The organism is Neorhizobium huautlense, from assembly GCF_002968575.1.
Lineage (GTDB): Bacteria > Pseudomonadota > Alphaproteobacteria > Rhizobiales > Rhizobiaceae > Neorhizobium > Neorhizobium huautlense.
This window is the reverse complement of the sequence record NZ_PVBM01000030.1, coordinates 40,642-53,523: the sequence shown is the minus strand read 5'-3', so window position 1 is coordinate 53,523 and position 12,882 is coordinate 40,642. Positions and strand designations below refer to the sequence as shown.

At 60.4% G+C, this 12,882-nt stretch carries 14 protein-coding genes; 9 read left to right on the top strand and 5 right to left on the bottom strand.

What is annotated here, in order from left to right; all coding sequences use genetic code 11:
* Together C5L12_RS24085 and C5L12_RS24080 are read right to left on the bottom strand one after the other, a co-directional pair.
* Positions 1-1,409, bottom strand: a 1,409-nt coding sequence (locus C5L12_RS24085) for a sugar phosphate isomerase/epimerase and 4-hydroxyphenylpyruvate domain-containing protein (protein WP_105374593.1), incomplete at its 3' end; no start/stop codon positions are given.
* Positions 1,410-1,620: 211 nt separating this feature from the next.
* On the bottom strand, positions 1,621-2,262 hold the full coding sequence (locus C5L12_RS24080) for an alpha/beta hydrolase family protein (protein WP_105374598.1): 642 nt from the start codon (positions 2,260-2,262) through the stop codon (positions 1,621-1,623).
* 255 nt (positions 2,263-2,517) lie between these two features.
* On the opposite strand from C5L12_RS24080, the gene C5L12_RS24075 reads away from it, so the two are divergent.
* The gene (locus tag C5L12_RS24075) at positions 2,518-2,760 is read left to right on the top strand and encodes a DUF982 domain-containing protein (RefSeq protein ID WP_105374592.1); all 243 of its coding nucleotides are present in this window, start codon (positions 2,518-2,520) and stop codon (positions 2,758-2,760) included.
* 38 nt (positions 2,761-2,798) lie between these two features.
* Here C5L12_RS24075 and C5L12_RS24070 read toward each other — a convergent pair whose 3' ends face one another.
* Positions 2,799-3,443, bottom strand: a complete 645-nt coding sequence (locus tag C5L12_RS24070) for a ChrR family anti-sigma-E factor (protein ID WP_105374591.1) — start codon at positions 3,441-3,443, stop codon at positions 2,799-2,801.
* A 327-nt stretch (positions 3,444-3,770) separates the two neighbouring features.
* On the opposite strand from C5L12_RS24070, the gene C5L12_RS24065 reads away from it, so the two are divergent.
* The 5 genes from C5L12_RS24065 (at position 3,771) to C5L12_RS24045 (ending at position 7,594) form a co-directional block, all read left to right on the top strand.
* Positions 3,771-4,808 (top strand): cysteine synthase A, encoded by a 1,038-nt coding sequence (locus tag C5L12_RS24065; protein WP_105374590.1) that lies wholly within the window; start codon positions 3,771-3,773, stop codon positions 4,806-4,808.
* Positions 4,809-4,828: 20 nt separating this feature from the next.
* Positions 4,829-5,566: an alanyl-tRNA editing protein gene (locus C5L12_RS24060; protein WP_105374589.1), complete on the top strand. Its 738-nt coding sequence runs from the start codon at positions 4,829-4,831 to the stop codon at positions 5,564-5,566.
* Between the two features lie 22 nt (positions 5,567-5,588).
* Positions 5,589-6,455 carry a 3-mercaptopyruvate sulfurtransferase gene (gene sseA, locus C5L12_RS24055; protein WP_105374588.1) on the top strand — a complete coding sequence of 289 codons (867 nt, stop codon included), beginning with the start codon at positions 5,589-5,591 and terminating at the stop codon, positions 6,453-6,455.
* A 4-nt stretch (positions 6,456-6,459) separates the two neighbouring features.
* The gene (locus C5L12_RS24050) at positions 6,460-7,017 is read left to right on the top strand and encodes a GNAT family N-acetyltransferase (RefSeq protein ID WP_105374587.1); all 558 of its coding nucleotides are present in this window, start codon (positions 6,460-6,462) and stop codon (positions 7,015-7,017) included.
* A 73-nt stretch (positions 7,018-7,090) separates the two neighbouring features.
* Positions 7,091-7,594, top strand: coding sequence for a DUF1203 domain-containing protein (locus C5L12_RS24045; protein WP_105374586.1), 504 nt, complete (start codon positions 7,091-7,093; stop codon positions 7,592-7,594).
* Between the two features lie 45 nt (positions 7,595-7,639).
* Here C5L12_RS24045 and C5L12_RS24040 read toward each other — a convergent pair whose 3' ends face one another.
* Together C5L12_RS24040 and ald are read right to left on the bottom strand one after the other, a co-directional pair.
* Positions 7,640-8,323 (bottom strand): PadR family transcriptional regulator, encoded by a 684-nt coding sequence (locus C5L12_RS24040; protein ID WP_105374585.1) that lies wholly within the window; start codon positions 8,321-8,323, stop codon positions 7,640-7,642.
* Between the two features lie 208 nt (positions 8,324-8,531).
* On the bottom strand, positions 8,532-9,650 hold the full coding sequence (ald, locus tag C5L12_RS24035) for an alanine dehydrogenase (RefSeq protein ID WP_105374584.1): 1,119 nt from the start codon (positions 9,648-9,650) through the stop codon (positions 8,532-8,534).
* 155 nt (positions 9,651-9,805) lie between these two features.
* On the opposite strand from ald, the gene C5L12_RS24030 reads away from it, so the two are divergent.
* The 3 genes from C5L12_RS24030 (at position 9,806) to C5L12_RS24020 (ending at position 12,813) form a co-directional block, all read left to right on the top strand.
* Positions 9,806-10,267 carry an Lrp/AsnC family transcriptional regulator gene (locus C5L12_RS24030; protein WP_105374583.1) on the top strand — a complete coding sequence of 154 codons (462 nt, stop codon included), beginning with the start codon at positions 9,806-9,808 and terminating at the stop codon, positions 10,265-10,267.
* A 91-nt stretch (positions 10,268-10,358) separates the two neighbouring features.
* The gene (locus C5L12_RS24025) at positions 10,359-10,697 is read left to right on the top strand and encodes a PilZ domain-containing protein (RefSeq protein WP_105374582.1); all 339 of its coding nucleotides are present in this window, start codon (positions 10,359-10,361) and stop codon (positions 10,695-10,697) included.
* Positions 10,698-10,824: 127 nt separating this feature from the next.
* Positions 10,825-12,813, top strand: coding sequence for a bifunctional 2',3'-cyclic-nucleotide 2'-phosphodiesterase/3'-nucleotidase (locus C5L12_RS24020; RefSeq protein ID WP_105374581.1), 1,989 nt, complete (start codon positions 10,825-10,827; stop codon positions 12,811-12,813).
* Positions 12,814-12,882 lie beyond the last annotated feature (69 nt).

Genomic DNA, 12,882 nt, shown 5'->3' with positions numbered 1-12,882 from the left:
GTCGGCATTTCCTCGTAGGCGACCGTCTGGGCGATGTGGTCGACATGGTCGAGATGTGCCGGCACCACGGCCTCAGCCTCTGGCTCTGTCCCTGCCCCTGTTCTTGTCCCGGCCCCTGCCCCTGCCTCGTCGTCGACGGGGATAAAATCGATCTCGGAAAAGCGGCCGGCTTCGCCTCTGTCGTCGAGCAGGTAGATCAGCCCGCCACCGACGCCGCGGATCGCCGGGATCTCCACCTCGCCGGGGCCGACCGCCTGGATGAACGGTTCGGCACCGAGCGCCATGGCGCGCGCAAGTGCTGCCTGCGCATCGTCGACGACAAGCGCCGTCGCATAGGCCGAGGTGCCGTGCACCGCAAACGAGGCGCTGGCAAAACCCCTGTCCTCGGTATTGACGAGAAGCCGGATGCCGCCCTGCTGAAACAGCGCGACCTTCTTCGTCCTGTGGATGCCGATCCTTCGAAAGCCGAGCGTCTTCAGGATCGCCACGAGATCGGCGGCATCCTTCTCGTCGGCGGAAAATTCCACGAAACCGACGCTCCTGACCTTTGCCCGGTCCGGCATCGCCGGCACCGAAAGGCTTGCCGCACCGGGGCTGCTGCGGCGCACCCGGTCGCCGAGATAGATCAGCGAGCGGTAGCCGTCGGCGGCAATCGCCCGGGCCTGTCCGCCGCGGAACTGGTCGTTGAAGATCTCCAGCGAGAAATAGCCGTCATAACCGGTTTCGGCGACGGCGGCGGTAAACTCCCTCACCGGAAGATCGCCCTCGCCCGGCATGTTGCGGAAATGCCTCGACCAGTAGAGCAGGTCCATGTCGATCAGCGGCGCATCGGCGAGCTGCACGATGAAGATCTTGTCCTTCGGGATCGAGCGGATCGAATTGATGTCGATCTTCTTCGACAGGGTGTGGAAACTGTCGAGGATGAGGCCGATATTTGGATGATCGGCGCGTCGGACGATCTCCCAGGCGTCGCGGTGGTCGCTGATATGCCGGCCCCAGGCGAGCGCCTCGTAGCCGACCTTCAGGCCGCGGCTGGCCGCCCGCTCGCCGAGCTCATGGAAATCGGCCGCCGCCCGCTCGATGCCGCCAAGCGACACCGGCGAGACATTCGAGCAGACCAAGAGAAGATCGGTGCCGAGCTCCTGCATGACGTCGAACTTGCGCTCGGCCCGGTCGAAGGTGCGCCCCCGCAGCGGCTCCGGCATGCCCTCGAAATCGCGGAACGGCTGGAACAGGGTGATCGTCAGCCCATAATCGCGAACCATCTTCCCGACATCCGCAGGCGACCCGTCAAAGGCCAGAAAGTCGTTCTCGAAGATCTCAACCCCGTCAAACCCGGCTCTCGCAATCGCCTCAAGCTTCTCAGGCAACTCACCGCTGATCGATACCGTCGCTATCGAGGTCTTCATCGCTCTCCACTCCTCCAAATCCATCCGCCATGCCCAGCGCAGCCGCTGCAATAGGCCTGCATTCGTGCAAAAATATTTTGTACTAAATAGTACGTAACATCAAACGGGAAGAAACAAAGTCTGTCGAGGAGGTGCCTCACCACCCGGTGACCCAATGCGCCCACGGTTCGATCACTGCCAAAAATGTCTGACGACCGCGGATCGCTTGAGGCTAAAGTTTTAGCTGGTCCGCCCAGGCCCGGACCATCTGCGCCATTGTGGCGAGGTGATCGGCTGTCGAGAAGCCGGAGATCGTCTTTCGCGGCTTGAGGTCGTGATCGCCATCCTCCAGCCAGAGGAATTCGATACTGTCGGATAACTGGTAGCCGGAGACCTCTTCCCGCGTGCCGAATTCGTCGCGCGTCCCCTGGCATATCAGCGCGGGCGTCTTCAGAGCCTTGAGATGCTGCGTGCGAAGCTGATCCGGCTTGCCGGGTGGATGAAAGGGATAACCGAGGCAAAGGAGCCCCGCCACCTTGCCCTTGGCATGGAGGTCGTCGGCGATCATGCTGGCGACCCTGCCGCCCATGGACTTTCCGCCGATAATCAGCCTCTCAGTATTGCCGATGTCATCGATCGCAGCCCCGTATTCCGGATTGAGGGTTTCCGCTTTCGGCGGCGGCTTTCGCTCGCCGGACGTCCGGCGGGCTCTCATGTAGCCGAACTCGAAGCGAGCGACGCGAAAACCTTGGGAGGCGAGAGCATCTGCCGCCGCAGTCATGGAGGCCGAATCCATCGGTGCGCCGGCGCCATGCGCCAAAAGGATCGTGACGCTGGAATTGCTCGGTCCCTGGATGAGAAATCGTTCCTGCATGGCGCCTCTCCCGCGATCACTCTTCAAGGCCTCATAGCAACCATTCTTCGTCGCCTGCAAGGAAATGATCGGGACCTGACTCGGCGCCTGAAGAAGCAAGCAATGTCAAACTACATCCTCCTCCCGCTCTACTGGCCTGCCGGCATTTTCTGATAGACAGTAGCGATCAGCGGGTGCAAATTTTTATGCCTAGGCGGGAGGAACCGTTTCGCGCGTTGCGCGTTTGTTATGGTTGGCATCAGGGAGGAGACACACATGCCGCAGACAAGCTGGCAAAAGCCGGTTCGCGTTGCATTCGGCCATCTCGGCACAGAGGTCATCAACGGACCTTTCGAGGCGTTGGCTTTATTGACCGATCGGTGGCCGGATATGCGCGGACCGCATTTCGTCAAGGCACGCAGCGTCTGCCGGGCCGCGCTCGACGGCCGCAGATCACCGGAGGAAGCGCGCCAGCAATTCGAGCAGGCAGTCAGTGAAGCGCAGCTTCACCTGAACTAGACGTCAAGCCGGTGAATGCCGGCTTTTTCTTTTGCTGCTCATATGCCGAGAATATCGCCCACCAATCTCGGTATCCGACCGGAAAGAGAAATCGGCGCGAACAGGATGGAAAAGCAGATGCACGGTGCGCGGCTTGCCGCGACGGGCCGATGATCCAGCGTTTCATCAGCGACAGAAACATCCCCAGCTGCAAACCGGCCCCGATGGTCGTGGAACTCGCCCTCGATCACCAGCGTCAGTTCCAGTCCCTTATGCCCATGGTGGGGAAGGGCCCTACCCGGGCGCAGCCAGAGAAGACTGGCTTCCACGTCCTTGGATTTTTCGATGACATACTGCCGGAATCCCGGCAGCCGTGTTCGCCATGGGATGTCCGCAAGATCGCCCCCCGCATAGGATTGCAGGAGGGAGGGCAGACCGGATCGGGAATATTGGGACTTTTCGCCTGTGATCACGGGCGGGCGTGAGAGGAAGATCTTTTCGAGGCTCTGATCCCGATTTGACATTGCAAGCGGTTCGCTGCCGGCCAAAACCTCACCGGCTATTCCCTCGAGCAGACTTGCAAGGCGCGCCGCCGCAGCTTGCATTTCCAGATAAGACCCGACAAGCACATCGGCCGGTTTCGGAAGAGCGCCGGCCACGTAGTGTGCGATAAGAAGGTCTAACCTCTCCAGGTTCAGCAGCATGTCCAAAGGCCAGTTCGTAAGTGAAATTCACGCTGCGCGAAAATCATGAATGACACGGTTCAGTATGGGCTTCAATCGAATTGATATACGTACGGCAGCGGTTTTGGATTACTGTTTCCGTGATATTAAAATCTCAAATCTCAGGGGACCCCCGGGCGCGGCGACCGGCCCCTCGATCGCGCGGCAACCGCCCGCCCGCGGTCTTTCATCAACCGAAGATGGATTTTACCGGGGTCCACTCTTTCCGGAAACAGAATTTCTTGCTCTCCGACGCTTGCCCGCCGAAAAGACCGGTCTTAAATCAGCATGGAACAACAAGGTAGCCCGATGACCTCCCATTCCTCCGTCCTCGACGTGATCGGCAATACGCCCCTTATCCGATTGAAAGGTGCTTCCGAAGCGACCGGCTGTGAGATTTTCGGAAAGGCCGAATTCCTCAATCCCGGCCAGTCGGTCAAGGATCGCGCGGCACTCTACATCATCCGCGAAGCGGAGAAGAAGGGACTGCTGCGGCCGGGCGGCGTGATCGTCGAGGGGACCGCAGGCAATACAGGGATCGGCCTGACGCTGGTCGCCAAGGCGCTCGGTTACCGCACGGTTATCGTCATTCCGGAAACCCAGAGCCAGGAAAAGAAGGATGCGCTGAAGCTATTCGGCGCCGAACTGGTGGAGGTGCCTGCGGTTCCTTATAAAAATCCCAACAACTACGTGAAGATTTCCGGGCGTCTCGCGGAAGAACTTGCCAAAAGCGAGCCTGCCGGGGCCATCTGGGCCAATCAGTTCGACAATGTCGCCAACCGGGAAGCCCACGTTGAGACGACCGCACCGGAAATCTGGGAGCAGACCAACGGCAAGGTCGACGGGTTCATCTGCGCTGTCGGCTCCGGCGGCACGCTCGCAGGTGTCGCCAAGGGTCTCCGGGCGAAAAAACCCAATGTCAAGATCGGCATCGCCGATCCCGAGGGCGCCGCCCTCTACGAGTATTACGCCCATGGCGAGCTTAAATCGGAAGGATCCTCCATCACGGAGGGTATCGGCCAGGGCCGCATTACCGCCAATCTCGAAGGCTTCACACCCGATTTCGCCTATCGCATTCCGGATGCCGAAGCCCTGCCCTTGATCTTCAGCCTCGTCGAGAAGGAAGGCCTCTGCCTCGGCGGATCGACCGGCATCAATATTGCCGGCGCCATCCGGCTTGCGCGCGACCTCGGCCCCGGCCACACGATCGTGACGATCCTCTGCGATTACGGCAACCGCTATCAGTCGAAGCTCTTCAATCCCGATTTCCTGAAATCGAAGGGCTTGCCGATTCCCGCATGGCTTACCCAAAAGCGGCACATTTCCGTCCCCTTCCAGACCGCCTGATACAGATGATCGAGTGACCTATGCCCGTTGAAATCCTCTATCGCGACGACTTCTACCTTTCGACGGCCGAAGCGGTGGTGACGGCTATCCACGAGGACGGCGGCATAGAACTTGACCGGACCTGCTTCTACGCGACCTCGGGGGGCCAGCCCGGCGATACCGGCTTCCTCGAACGTGCCGACGGGACAAAAATCCAGCTCGGCCAGACGAGGCACGGAGCCGCCAAGGACATCGTCATCCATGTGCCGCTCGAAGGCGAGCCGCAACTCCTCGTCGGCGAGAAGCTGACGCTGCATGTCGACTGGCCGCGCCGCTACAGGCTGATGCGCATGCACACCGCCTGCCACCTGCTTTCCGTCGTCTGTCAGTATCCGATCACCGGTGCCGCGGTCGGCGAGGAGGAATCGCGCGTCGACTTCGACATGAGCGAAACGATCGACAAGGACGAGGTGACGGCAAGGCTGATGGAACTCGTCGGCCAGAACCACCCCGTCTATGTGCAATGGATCACCGACGAGGAGCTCGCGGCCAATCCCGGCATCGTCAAATCCAAGAACGTCCGGCCGCCGATGGGCATGGGCCGCGTCAGCCTGATCTGCATCGGCGAAAACTCCAGCATTGACAGCCAGCCTTGCGGCGGCACACATGTCTCCGAAACGCAGGAGGTCGGCGCGATTCACATCGCCAAGATCGAAAAGAAGGGCAAGGAGAACCGTCGTTTCCGCATCCGGTTCGGCGAGCCCGGCACAGAGGGCTGATCTCGGCCCGAGGGAGAGTTACATGAGCGGAACCAGCCGTTTCGTCGTTTCGTCCGAATGGCTTCAGAGCCAGCTCGGCAGCCCTGACCTGAAGATCGTCGACGCCTCCTTTTATCTTGCCGCGCAAAACCGCGATGCCGATGCGGAATATGCTGCCGGCCACATTCCTGGCGCCGTCCGCTTCGACCACGACAAGGTCGCCGACCACTCGAGCGGGCTGCCGCACATGGTACCTTCGCCCGAGGTGTTTGCCGAGACCGTCGGCAAGATGGGAATCCGCGAGACGGACCGGATCGTCATCTACGACGGTCCCGGCATCTTCTCGGCGCCGCGCGGCTGGTGGCTCTTCCGCACCATGGGAGCTCAGAACGTCTTCATCTTGGATGGCGGGCTTGACGGCTGGAAGGCGGAAGGTAGACCGCTCGAAACAGTCCTCCCGAAGCCGGAAGCGGTGACATTCAAAACCAACTTCCGGGTGGATAAGGTAATCGATTTTCAGACGATGCTCTCGATCGTCAGCGACGGCTCGCGACAGATCGCCGACGCCCGTTCGGCCGGACGCTTCGCCGGAACCGAACCCGAGCCCCGCGCGGGCCTGCGATCCGGCCATATGCCCGGCGCCCGCAGCCTTCCTTCCGGTACGTTCTCCGTGAACGGCAAGCTGCGCTCCCTGCCGGAACTCAGAGAGGCGATCGAGGGTGCGGGCATCGATTTCGGCCGGCCGGTCGTGACGAGCTGCGGTTCGGGGATCACCGCAGCGATCATCACGCTTGCGCTCGAATCGCTCGGTCATGAGGACAACGCGCTTTATGACGGGTCCTGGACGGAATGGGGCAGCCGCGAAGACGCGCCGGTCGTCACCGGACCGCCCGCTTCCAAAGTGGCATAAGCCGATGGCAAGGAAGCCGGCACCGCTCAAGGCCCATGTCACGCAACTGGAAATGACTGCACCGCCGAAGGCCAGCCTGCCGGTGCCTGTCAATCTCCAGACGGCAATCATCCGCGCGACCGACATTCCGCTGCATTATTATCGTTATCTCTACCGGCAGGTGGGCAAGCGCTGGCACTGGTATAATCGGCTCAAGCTAAGCGACGAGGAACTTGCCGCGGCGATCCACGATCCGCGCGTCTCCGTCACCGTACTCTATGTCCATGGAGCGCCGGCAGGTTTCTTCGAACTGGCCAAGCAAAGCGACGAGGTCGTCGAACTCTCCTATTTCGGCCTGTTCGAACGAGCGATCGGGCTCGGCATCGGCAAATGGTTTCTGCTGCAGGCGCTCTATATCGCCTGGCAGGACAATCCGCAGAAGGTGACGGTCACCACCAACACGCTCGATCACCCGCGCGCCCTGCAGCTCTACCAGATGATGGGCTTCTCGCCGGTTTCCACCTATGAGGCGCTAGTGACGCCGATGACGGATGCGGAATTGCTCAAGGCGCTGGACGCCTGAGTTCAGGCAAGAAACGGGTGGTTTCCCGATCCGTTCGGGAGCATTCAAAGGCAGATCCAAGAAGGAGTTTGCCATGACCGTCGCCTTCATCGCCATGCCCGCCGCAGATGCCGAACACCTCTGGAACGGCGGCCTAGACGCCTACGGGCGTCAGCCCGAAACAATGGTCTCCGATGGACCCGGCTATCCGTGCCGCCATTGTCTGAAGAATATCAATGCTGGCGAGGAACTTTTTGTGCTCGCTTATCGGCCCTTCCCGGCGTTGCAGCCTTATGCGGAGACCGGACCAATCTTCCTGCACAGGCAACCGTGCGAACGTTATGCAGCCGACGAGATCATCCCACCGATGCTGTCGAGCAGCGACTACATCGTGCGCGGCTACAGCCACGAAGACCGCATCGTCTATGGCAGCGGTGCGGTGACGCCGACGGAAAGGATCGCGTCGCGTGCCGAAGAACTGCTCGCCCGCGACGATATCGCCTATGTGCATGTCCGTTCGGCGCGCAACAATTGTTATCAATGCCGGATAGATAAGGTGACAACGCCGGCTTTCGCCGATGCGGCATCGGCGATCTGAACGTGAAAGGCGCGCCGGTCGAGGTGGCAGGCGCGCCTGCTGCCGTCAGTTCTGGATGTAGCCGGGTTGATCGTCGCCGCGTTCAAGGTTTTCGGCAAAGTCGAGCAGCAGCCGAACGATTTCACTGCCCTTCTTCTCATCCGCTTCGAGCTTGCGGGCGATCGTCTCCCGCAGGTTCAGCATGGCAGCATCGACGCTGCGTGGCAAAGTCGGGCCCCCGTCCCTGCCCCGCTCGTGCCGTTCCTGCCGCTGCTTGATGCGCTCGGCGAGCTGCGAAAGCCGGTCGAGAATCGTCGCCGCGAAGCTCCGGTTCTCATCGAGAAATTTCCGGCCCTCGTCCGTGATCGCGTAACGCTTCTTGTTGCCGTCGGCTTCGGCGACCACATAACCCGCCTCTTCGAGATAGGTCAGGGTCGGATAGATGACACCCGGGCTTGGTGCATAAAAGCCGTATGTCAGATCCTCTATGTGCTTGATGATCTCGTAGCCATGGCGCGGCTCCTTTTCGATCAGCGCGAGAACCACCAGGCGCAGATCGCCCTGCATCAAAAACCGGCCGATGCGGCCGTCACCTTCGTCGCCGAAACCGCGACCACCCGGGCCGCCGCGGCCGCCGGGACCGCGGCCAAATCCGCCGCCAAAGGCACGCGCTGCGAACATTTCCTCAAAACCCCTGCGACCGCCGCGTTCGCCGCAGCCATTCCGTCCATCAAACCGGTGCTTGAACATCTTCATCTCCTTAGATCATCTTTCGATATATCTAAAGCTAGGATAGGAACGAACCGTCGTCAAGATTTGCGATATATCTAAATCATATCTTTTTTGCAAAAATGACGAAAAAGGCGCCGGACCTTTAAGTTCGGCGCCTTCAGCCCCACGATATTTGGGTATTTTAGGCTACTCGATCGGTTTAGATATATCTAATCCGATCGACCCCTCACGCTACGTTGAGGAGGCTTTCCGGTGCGAAAGCTTCGTAACCCAGGGCTTCGGCAACCGGCTTGTTGGTCACCCGGCCCTTGTGGACGTTGAGGCCGTTGCGCAGGTGCCGGTCTTCGGCGATTGCCCGCAGCCCGCGGTCAGCAAGGGCAAGTCCGTGCTGCAGGGTCGCGTTGTTCAATGCATGCGCCGATGTGACGGGCACAGCGCCCGGCATGTTGGCAACGCAATAATGCACGATGCCGTCGATTTCGTAGGTGGGCTCGGAATGGGTGGTTGCATGCGAGGTCTCGAAGCAGCCTCCCTGGTCGATCGCAACGTCGACCATGACCGCGCCCCGCTTCATGCCGGAGAGCATCTCACGGCTGACGAGTTTCGGCGCAGCGGCACCCGGGATAAGCACGGCACCGATAATGAGATCGGCGGAGAAGACTTCTTCTTCGACCGCGTCGATCGTCGAGTAGCGCGTGTGGACGCGGCCGTTAAAGATATCGTCGAGCTGGCGAAGCCTCGGCAACGAGCGGTCGATGATGGTGACGTCAGCACCGAGGCCTGCTGCCATCTTTGCCGCATGCAGGCCAACGACGCCGCCACCGATGACTGCAACCTTGGCCGGCAAGACGCCCGGCACGCCGCCAAGAAGGATACCGCGGCCGCCATTGGCCTTCTGCAGCGCAGTCGCGCCTGCCTGGATCGCAAGCCGCCCGGCCACTTCCGACATCGGCGCCAAAAGCGGAAGACCGCCGCGCTCGTCGGTAACCGTCTCGTAAGCTACGGCCGTGACACCGGACGCGAGCAGGCCCTTGGTCTGTTCCGGATCAGGAGCGAGGTGGAGATAGGTATAAAGAAGCTGACCGTCACGGAGCTGCGCCCATTCCGCCGGCTGCGGCTCCTTGACCTTCACGACCATGTCGGATTTTTCGAAAATCTCTTTCGCCGTGCCGACGATCTTGGCGCCGGCTGCGATATAGGCGGCATCATCCGCGCCGATGCCAGCGCCTGCCTTGGTTTCGATGAAGACCTCATGTCCATGCGCCACATATTCGCGTACCGCGCCGGGCGTCAGGCCCACACGGTATTCATGATTTTTGATTTCCTTCGGGCACCCGACACGCATGCAGCGTTCCTCTCTGTTCGTGGCTTTCGCCTGTTGATGTTCCCAACTCACAGCAAACCAGAGAACCTGCGGAATGTCCTTGCGAAGACGAATTGCGAAAAGCAGAATTTTCGCAGATTATTGCAAGGAACAGAATTTTTTCGGGAAAGCTTCGAATGAGCGCGCTTGATGCCATTGATCTTGCGATAATGCGGACCCTTCAGGATAACGGCCGCATCTCCAATGCGGAGCTTGCCGACAGGGTGGGGCTGTCGCCGTCGGCCTGTTCGCGCCGCCTCGACATCCTGGAAAAGAACGGGACGATCAGCGGCTACCATGCGCGCCTGTCGAACAAGGCGCTCGAGTACAAGATGATGGTCATCGTCCACATCTCGCTGTCGGGCCAGTTTGCCAAGACGCTGACCGAGTTCGAGACAGCGGTGAAACTCTGCCCCAATGTGCTGGTCTGCTATCTGATGTCCGGCGAATACGACTATATCTTGCGGGTAGCCGCCAAGGACCTGGAGGATTACGAGCGGATTCACCGCGACTGGCTGTCGGCACTGCCCCATGTGGTCAAGATCAATTCGAGTTTCGCGCTGCGCGAAATAATCGACCGCCCCAATGTGGGACTCTGAACCACGTTCCGTCGAGTTTTACGGTTCCGCCTAAACCGCCCTCAACTTTTCTCTGCTATCCCGGCTGCGAGGATTAACCGTTGAGGACGCCATGCTCAGCAAGACCATCGGCATGAAGAGCCGCAGTGCGGCTCGCCAAAAGACACGAATTTATGGGACGGTGAGGTATTACAATCAGGAAGCCAAGGGCCGTGTCGTCGATCTTTCCGCGACCGGCATGGCACTCGATCTCGGCGGGCCGTTCCATGCCGCCAATGGCAGCGCGATCAAGATCGAGAGCGAGGAACTCGGCATTCTGGAAGGTACCGTAAAATGGTGCCATCGCGGTCGCCTCGGCATTGAGTTCCGGCCAAATTCGAATGCCGCCGCCCAGGTCTCCTCCTATTTCCGTTTCTTCCATAGAGAGGTGAAGCCTGTCATCAGCCGGTGACAAGCCGCGGACGGACGGCATGGTCCGCTCTCTCGCCAGGGACGTGTTTCCCCTGTCATTTTACTGATGCAAGCGCGTGCGATTTCGCTAATCTGGTTTCAGTCAATAACCAGAGAGGGAAACGCCCATGTCGTTCTTAGCCGGCTTTCAACCCATGACCCGCCGCTCGCTCCTTGGCGGCATCGCCGCGTCGTCGGCGCTCGTGATGCTGCATCCGTTTGCGGCCCGCGCCGCCGGCAACCAGGCGCATCTGCGCATCATGGAAACGACTGACATTCACGTCCACGTCTTCCCTTACGACTATTACGGCGACAAGCCGAACGACACGATGGGACTTGCCCGGACCGCCTCGATCATCGATGCGATCCGAGCCGAAGCCGGAAACTCCATGCTCATCGACAACGGCGATTTCCTGCAGGGCAATCCCATGGGCGATTACATGGCCTATGAGCGCGGCATGAAGGAGGGCGACAAGCATCCGGTCGTCAAGGCGATGAACGTGCTCGGCTACGATGCGGGTACGCTCGGCAACCACGAATTCAACTACGGCCTCGACTTCATGTTCAAGGTACTCGCCGGCGCCGGCTTCCCTTACGTCTGCGCCAACCTGACGAAGGGCCAGCTCGCTTCGGACCCCAAGAAGGACGAGCTTTTCCTGAAACCCTATGTGATCGTCGAAAAGCAGATCCGTGACGGCTCAGGCGCCACGAGCCCGATCAAGGTCGGCTTCATTGGCTTCGTGCCGCCGCAGATCATGGTCTGGGACGCGAAGAACCTCGAAGGCAAGGCGCAGACCCGCGATATCGTCGATGCAGCCAAGGCTTGGGTGCCGGTCATGAAGGAGGAAGGCGCCGACATCGTCATCGCGCTGTCCCATTCCGGGATCGACGGCACCGGCCAGAGCGAACGGATGGAAAACGCCTCTCTCTATCTTGCCGGCGTCCAGGGCATCGACGCGGTCTTCACCGGCCACCAGCATCTCGTCTTCCCCGGCCCGAAGGATTTTGAGGGTATCGCCGGGGCAGACGCCAAGAAAGGCACGCTGATGGGCAAGCCCGCCGTCATGGGCGGCTTCTGGGGCTCGCATATGGGTCTGATCGACCTGCTTATCGAAAAGGACGGCAACAGCTGGAAGATCGTCGATTCGACCTCCGAAGCCCGGCCGATCTACCACCGCGACGAGAACCGCAAAGTCGTTGCCGACGTCAAGGACAAGCCGGAAGTCACCGCCGCCGTCAAGGAAGAACATGAGGCGACGCTTGCCTATATCCGTCGCCCGGTCGGCAAGACCTCGGCTCCTCTCTACTCCTATTTTGCGCTGGTTGCCGACGATCCGTCCATCCAGATCGTCTCCAACGCACAGACCTGGTACATCAAGGACATGCTGAAGGATGGCCAATACAAGGATCTGCCGGTTCTTTCGGCAGCGGCTCCTTTCAAGGCCGGCGGACGCGGCGGCGCGGAATATTTCACCGACGTTCCGGCAGGCGACATCGCCATCAAGAACGTTGCCGACCTCTATCTCTACCCGAACACTGTTCAGGCGGTGCTAATCACCGGCGAGCAGGTGAAGAATTGGCTGGAAATGTCGGCCGGCATGTTCAACCAGGTATCGGCCGGCTCGAAGGACGCTCCGCTGCTCAACGACAGCTTCCCGTCCTACAACTACGACGTCATCGACGGCGTGACCTACCAGATCGACCTGTCGCAACCCACCCGTTTCGACAAGGACGGTAAGCTCGTGAACCCGAACGCCAACCGCATCGTGGACCTCAAGTTCGACGGCAAGCCAATCGATCCGGCTCAAAAATTCGTCGTCGCGACAAATAATTACCGCGCCGGTGGCGGCGGCAAATTCCCCGAAATCGCCGGTGACAAGGTGATCTTCGTGGCGCCCGACACCAACCGCGACGTGATCGTCCGCTACATCGTCGAACAGGGCACGATCAATCCGTCCGCCGATGCTAACTGGTCGTTCAAGCCGCTGCCGGGCACATCGGCAATCTTCGAGACCGGCCCGAAGGCCCGCCAGTTTGCGTCCGCGGTCAAGGGCGCCAAGATCGAGGACGCCGGCGACGGCGCGAACGGTTTCGCCAAGTTCCGGCTGGTGCTGTAGGCGATAATTCCAACACGCGAAAATGCTACGGCAGCCTTTGGGGCTGCCGTCTTTCTTTCCGAACAGAAC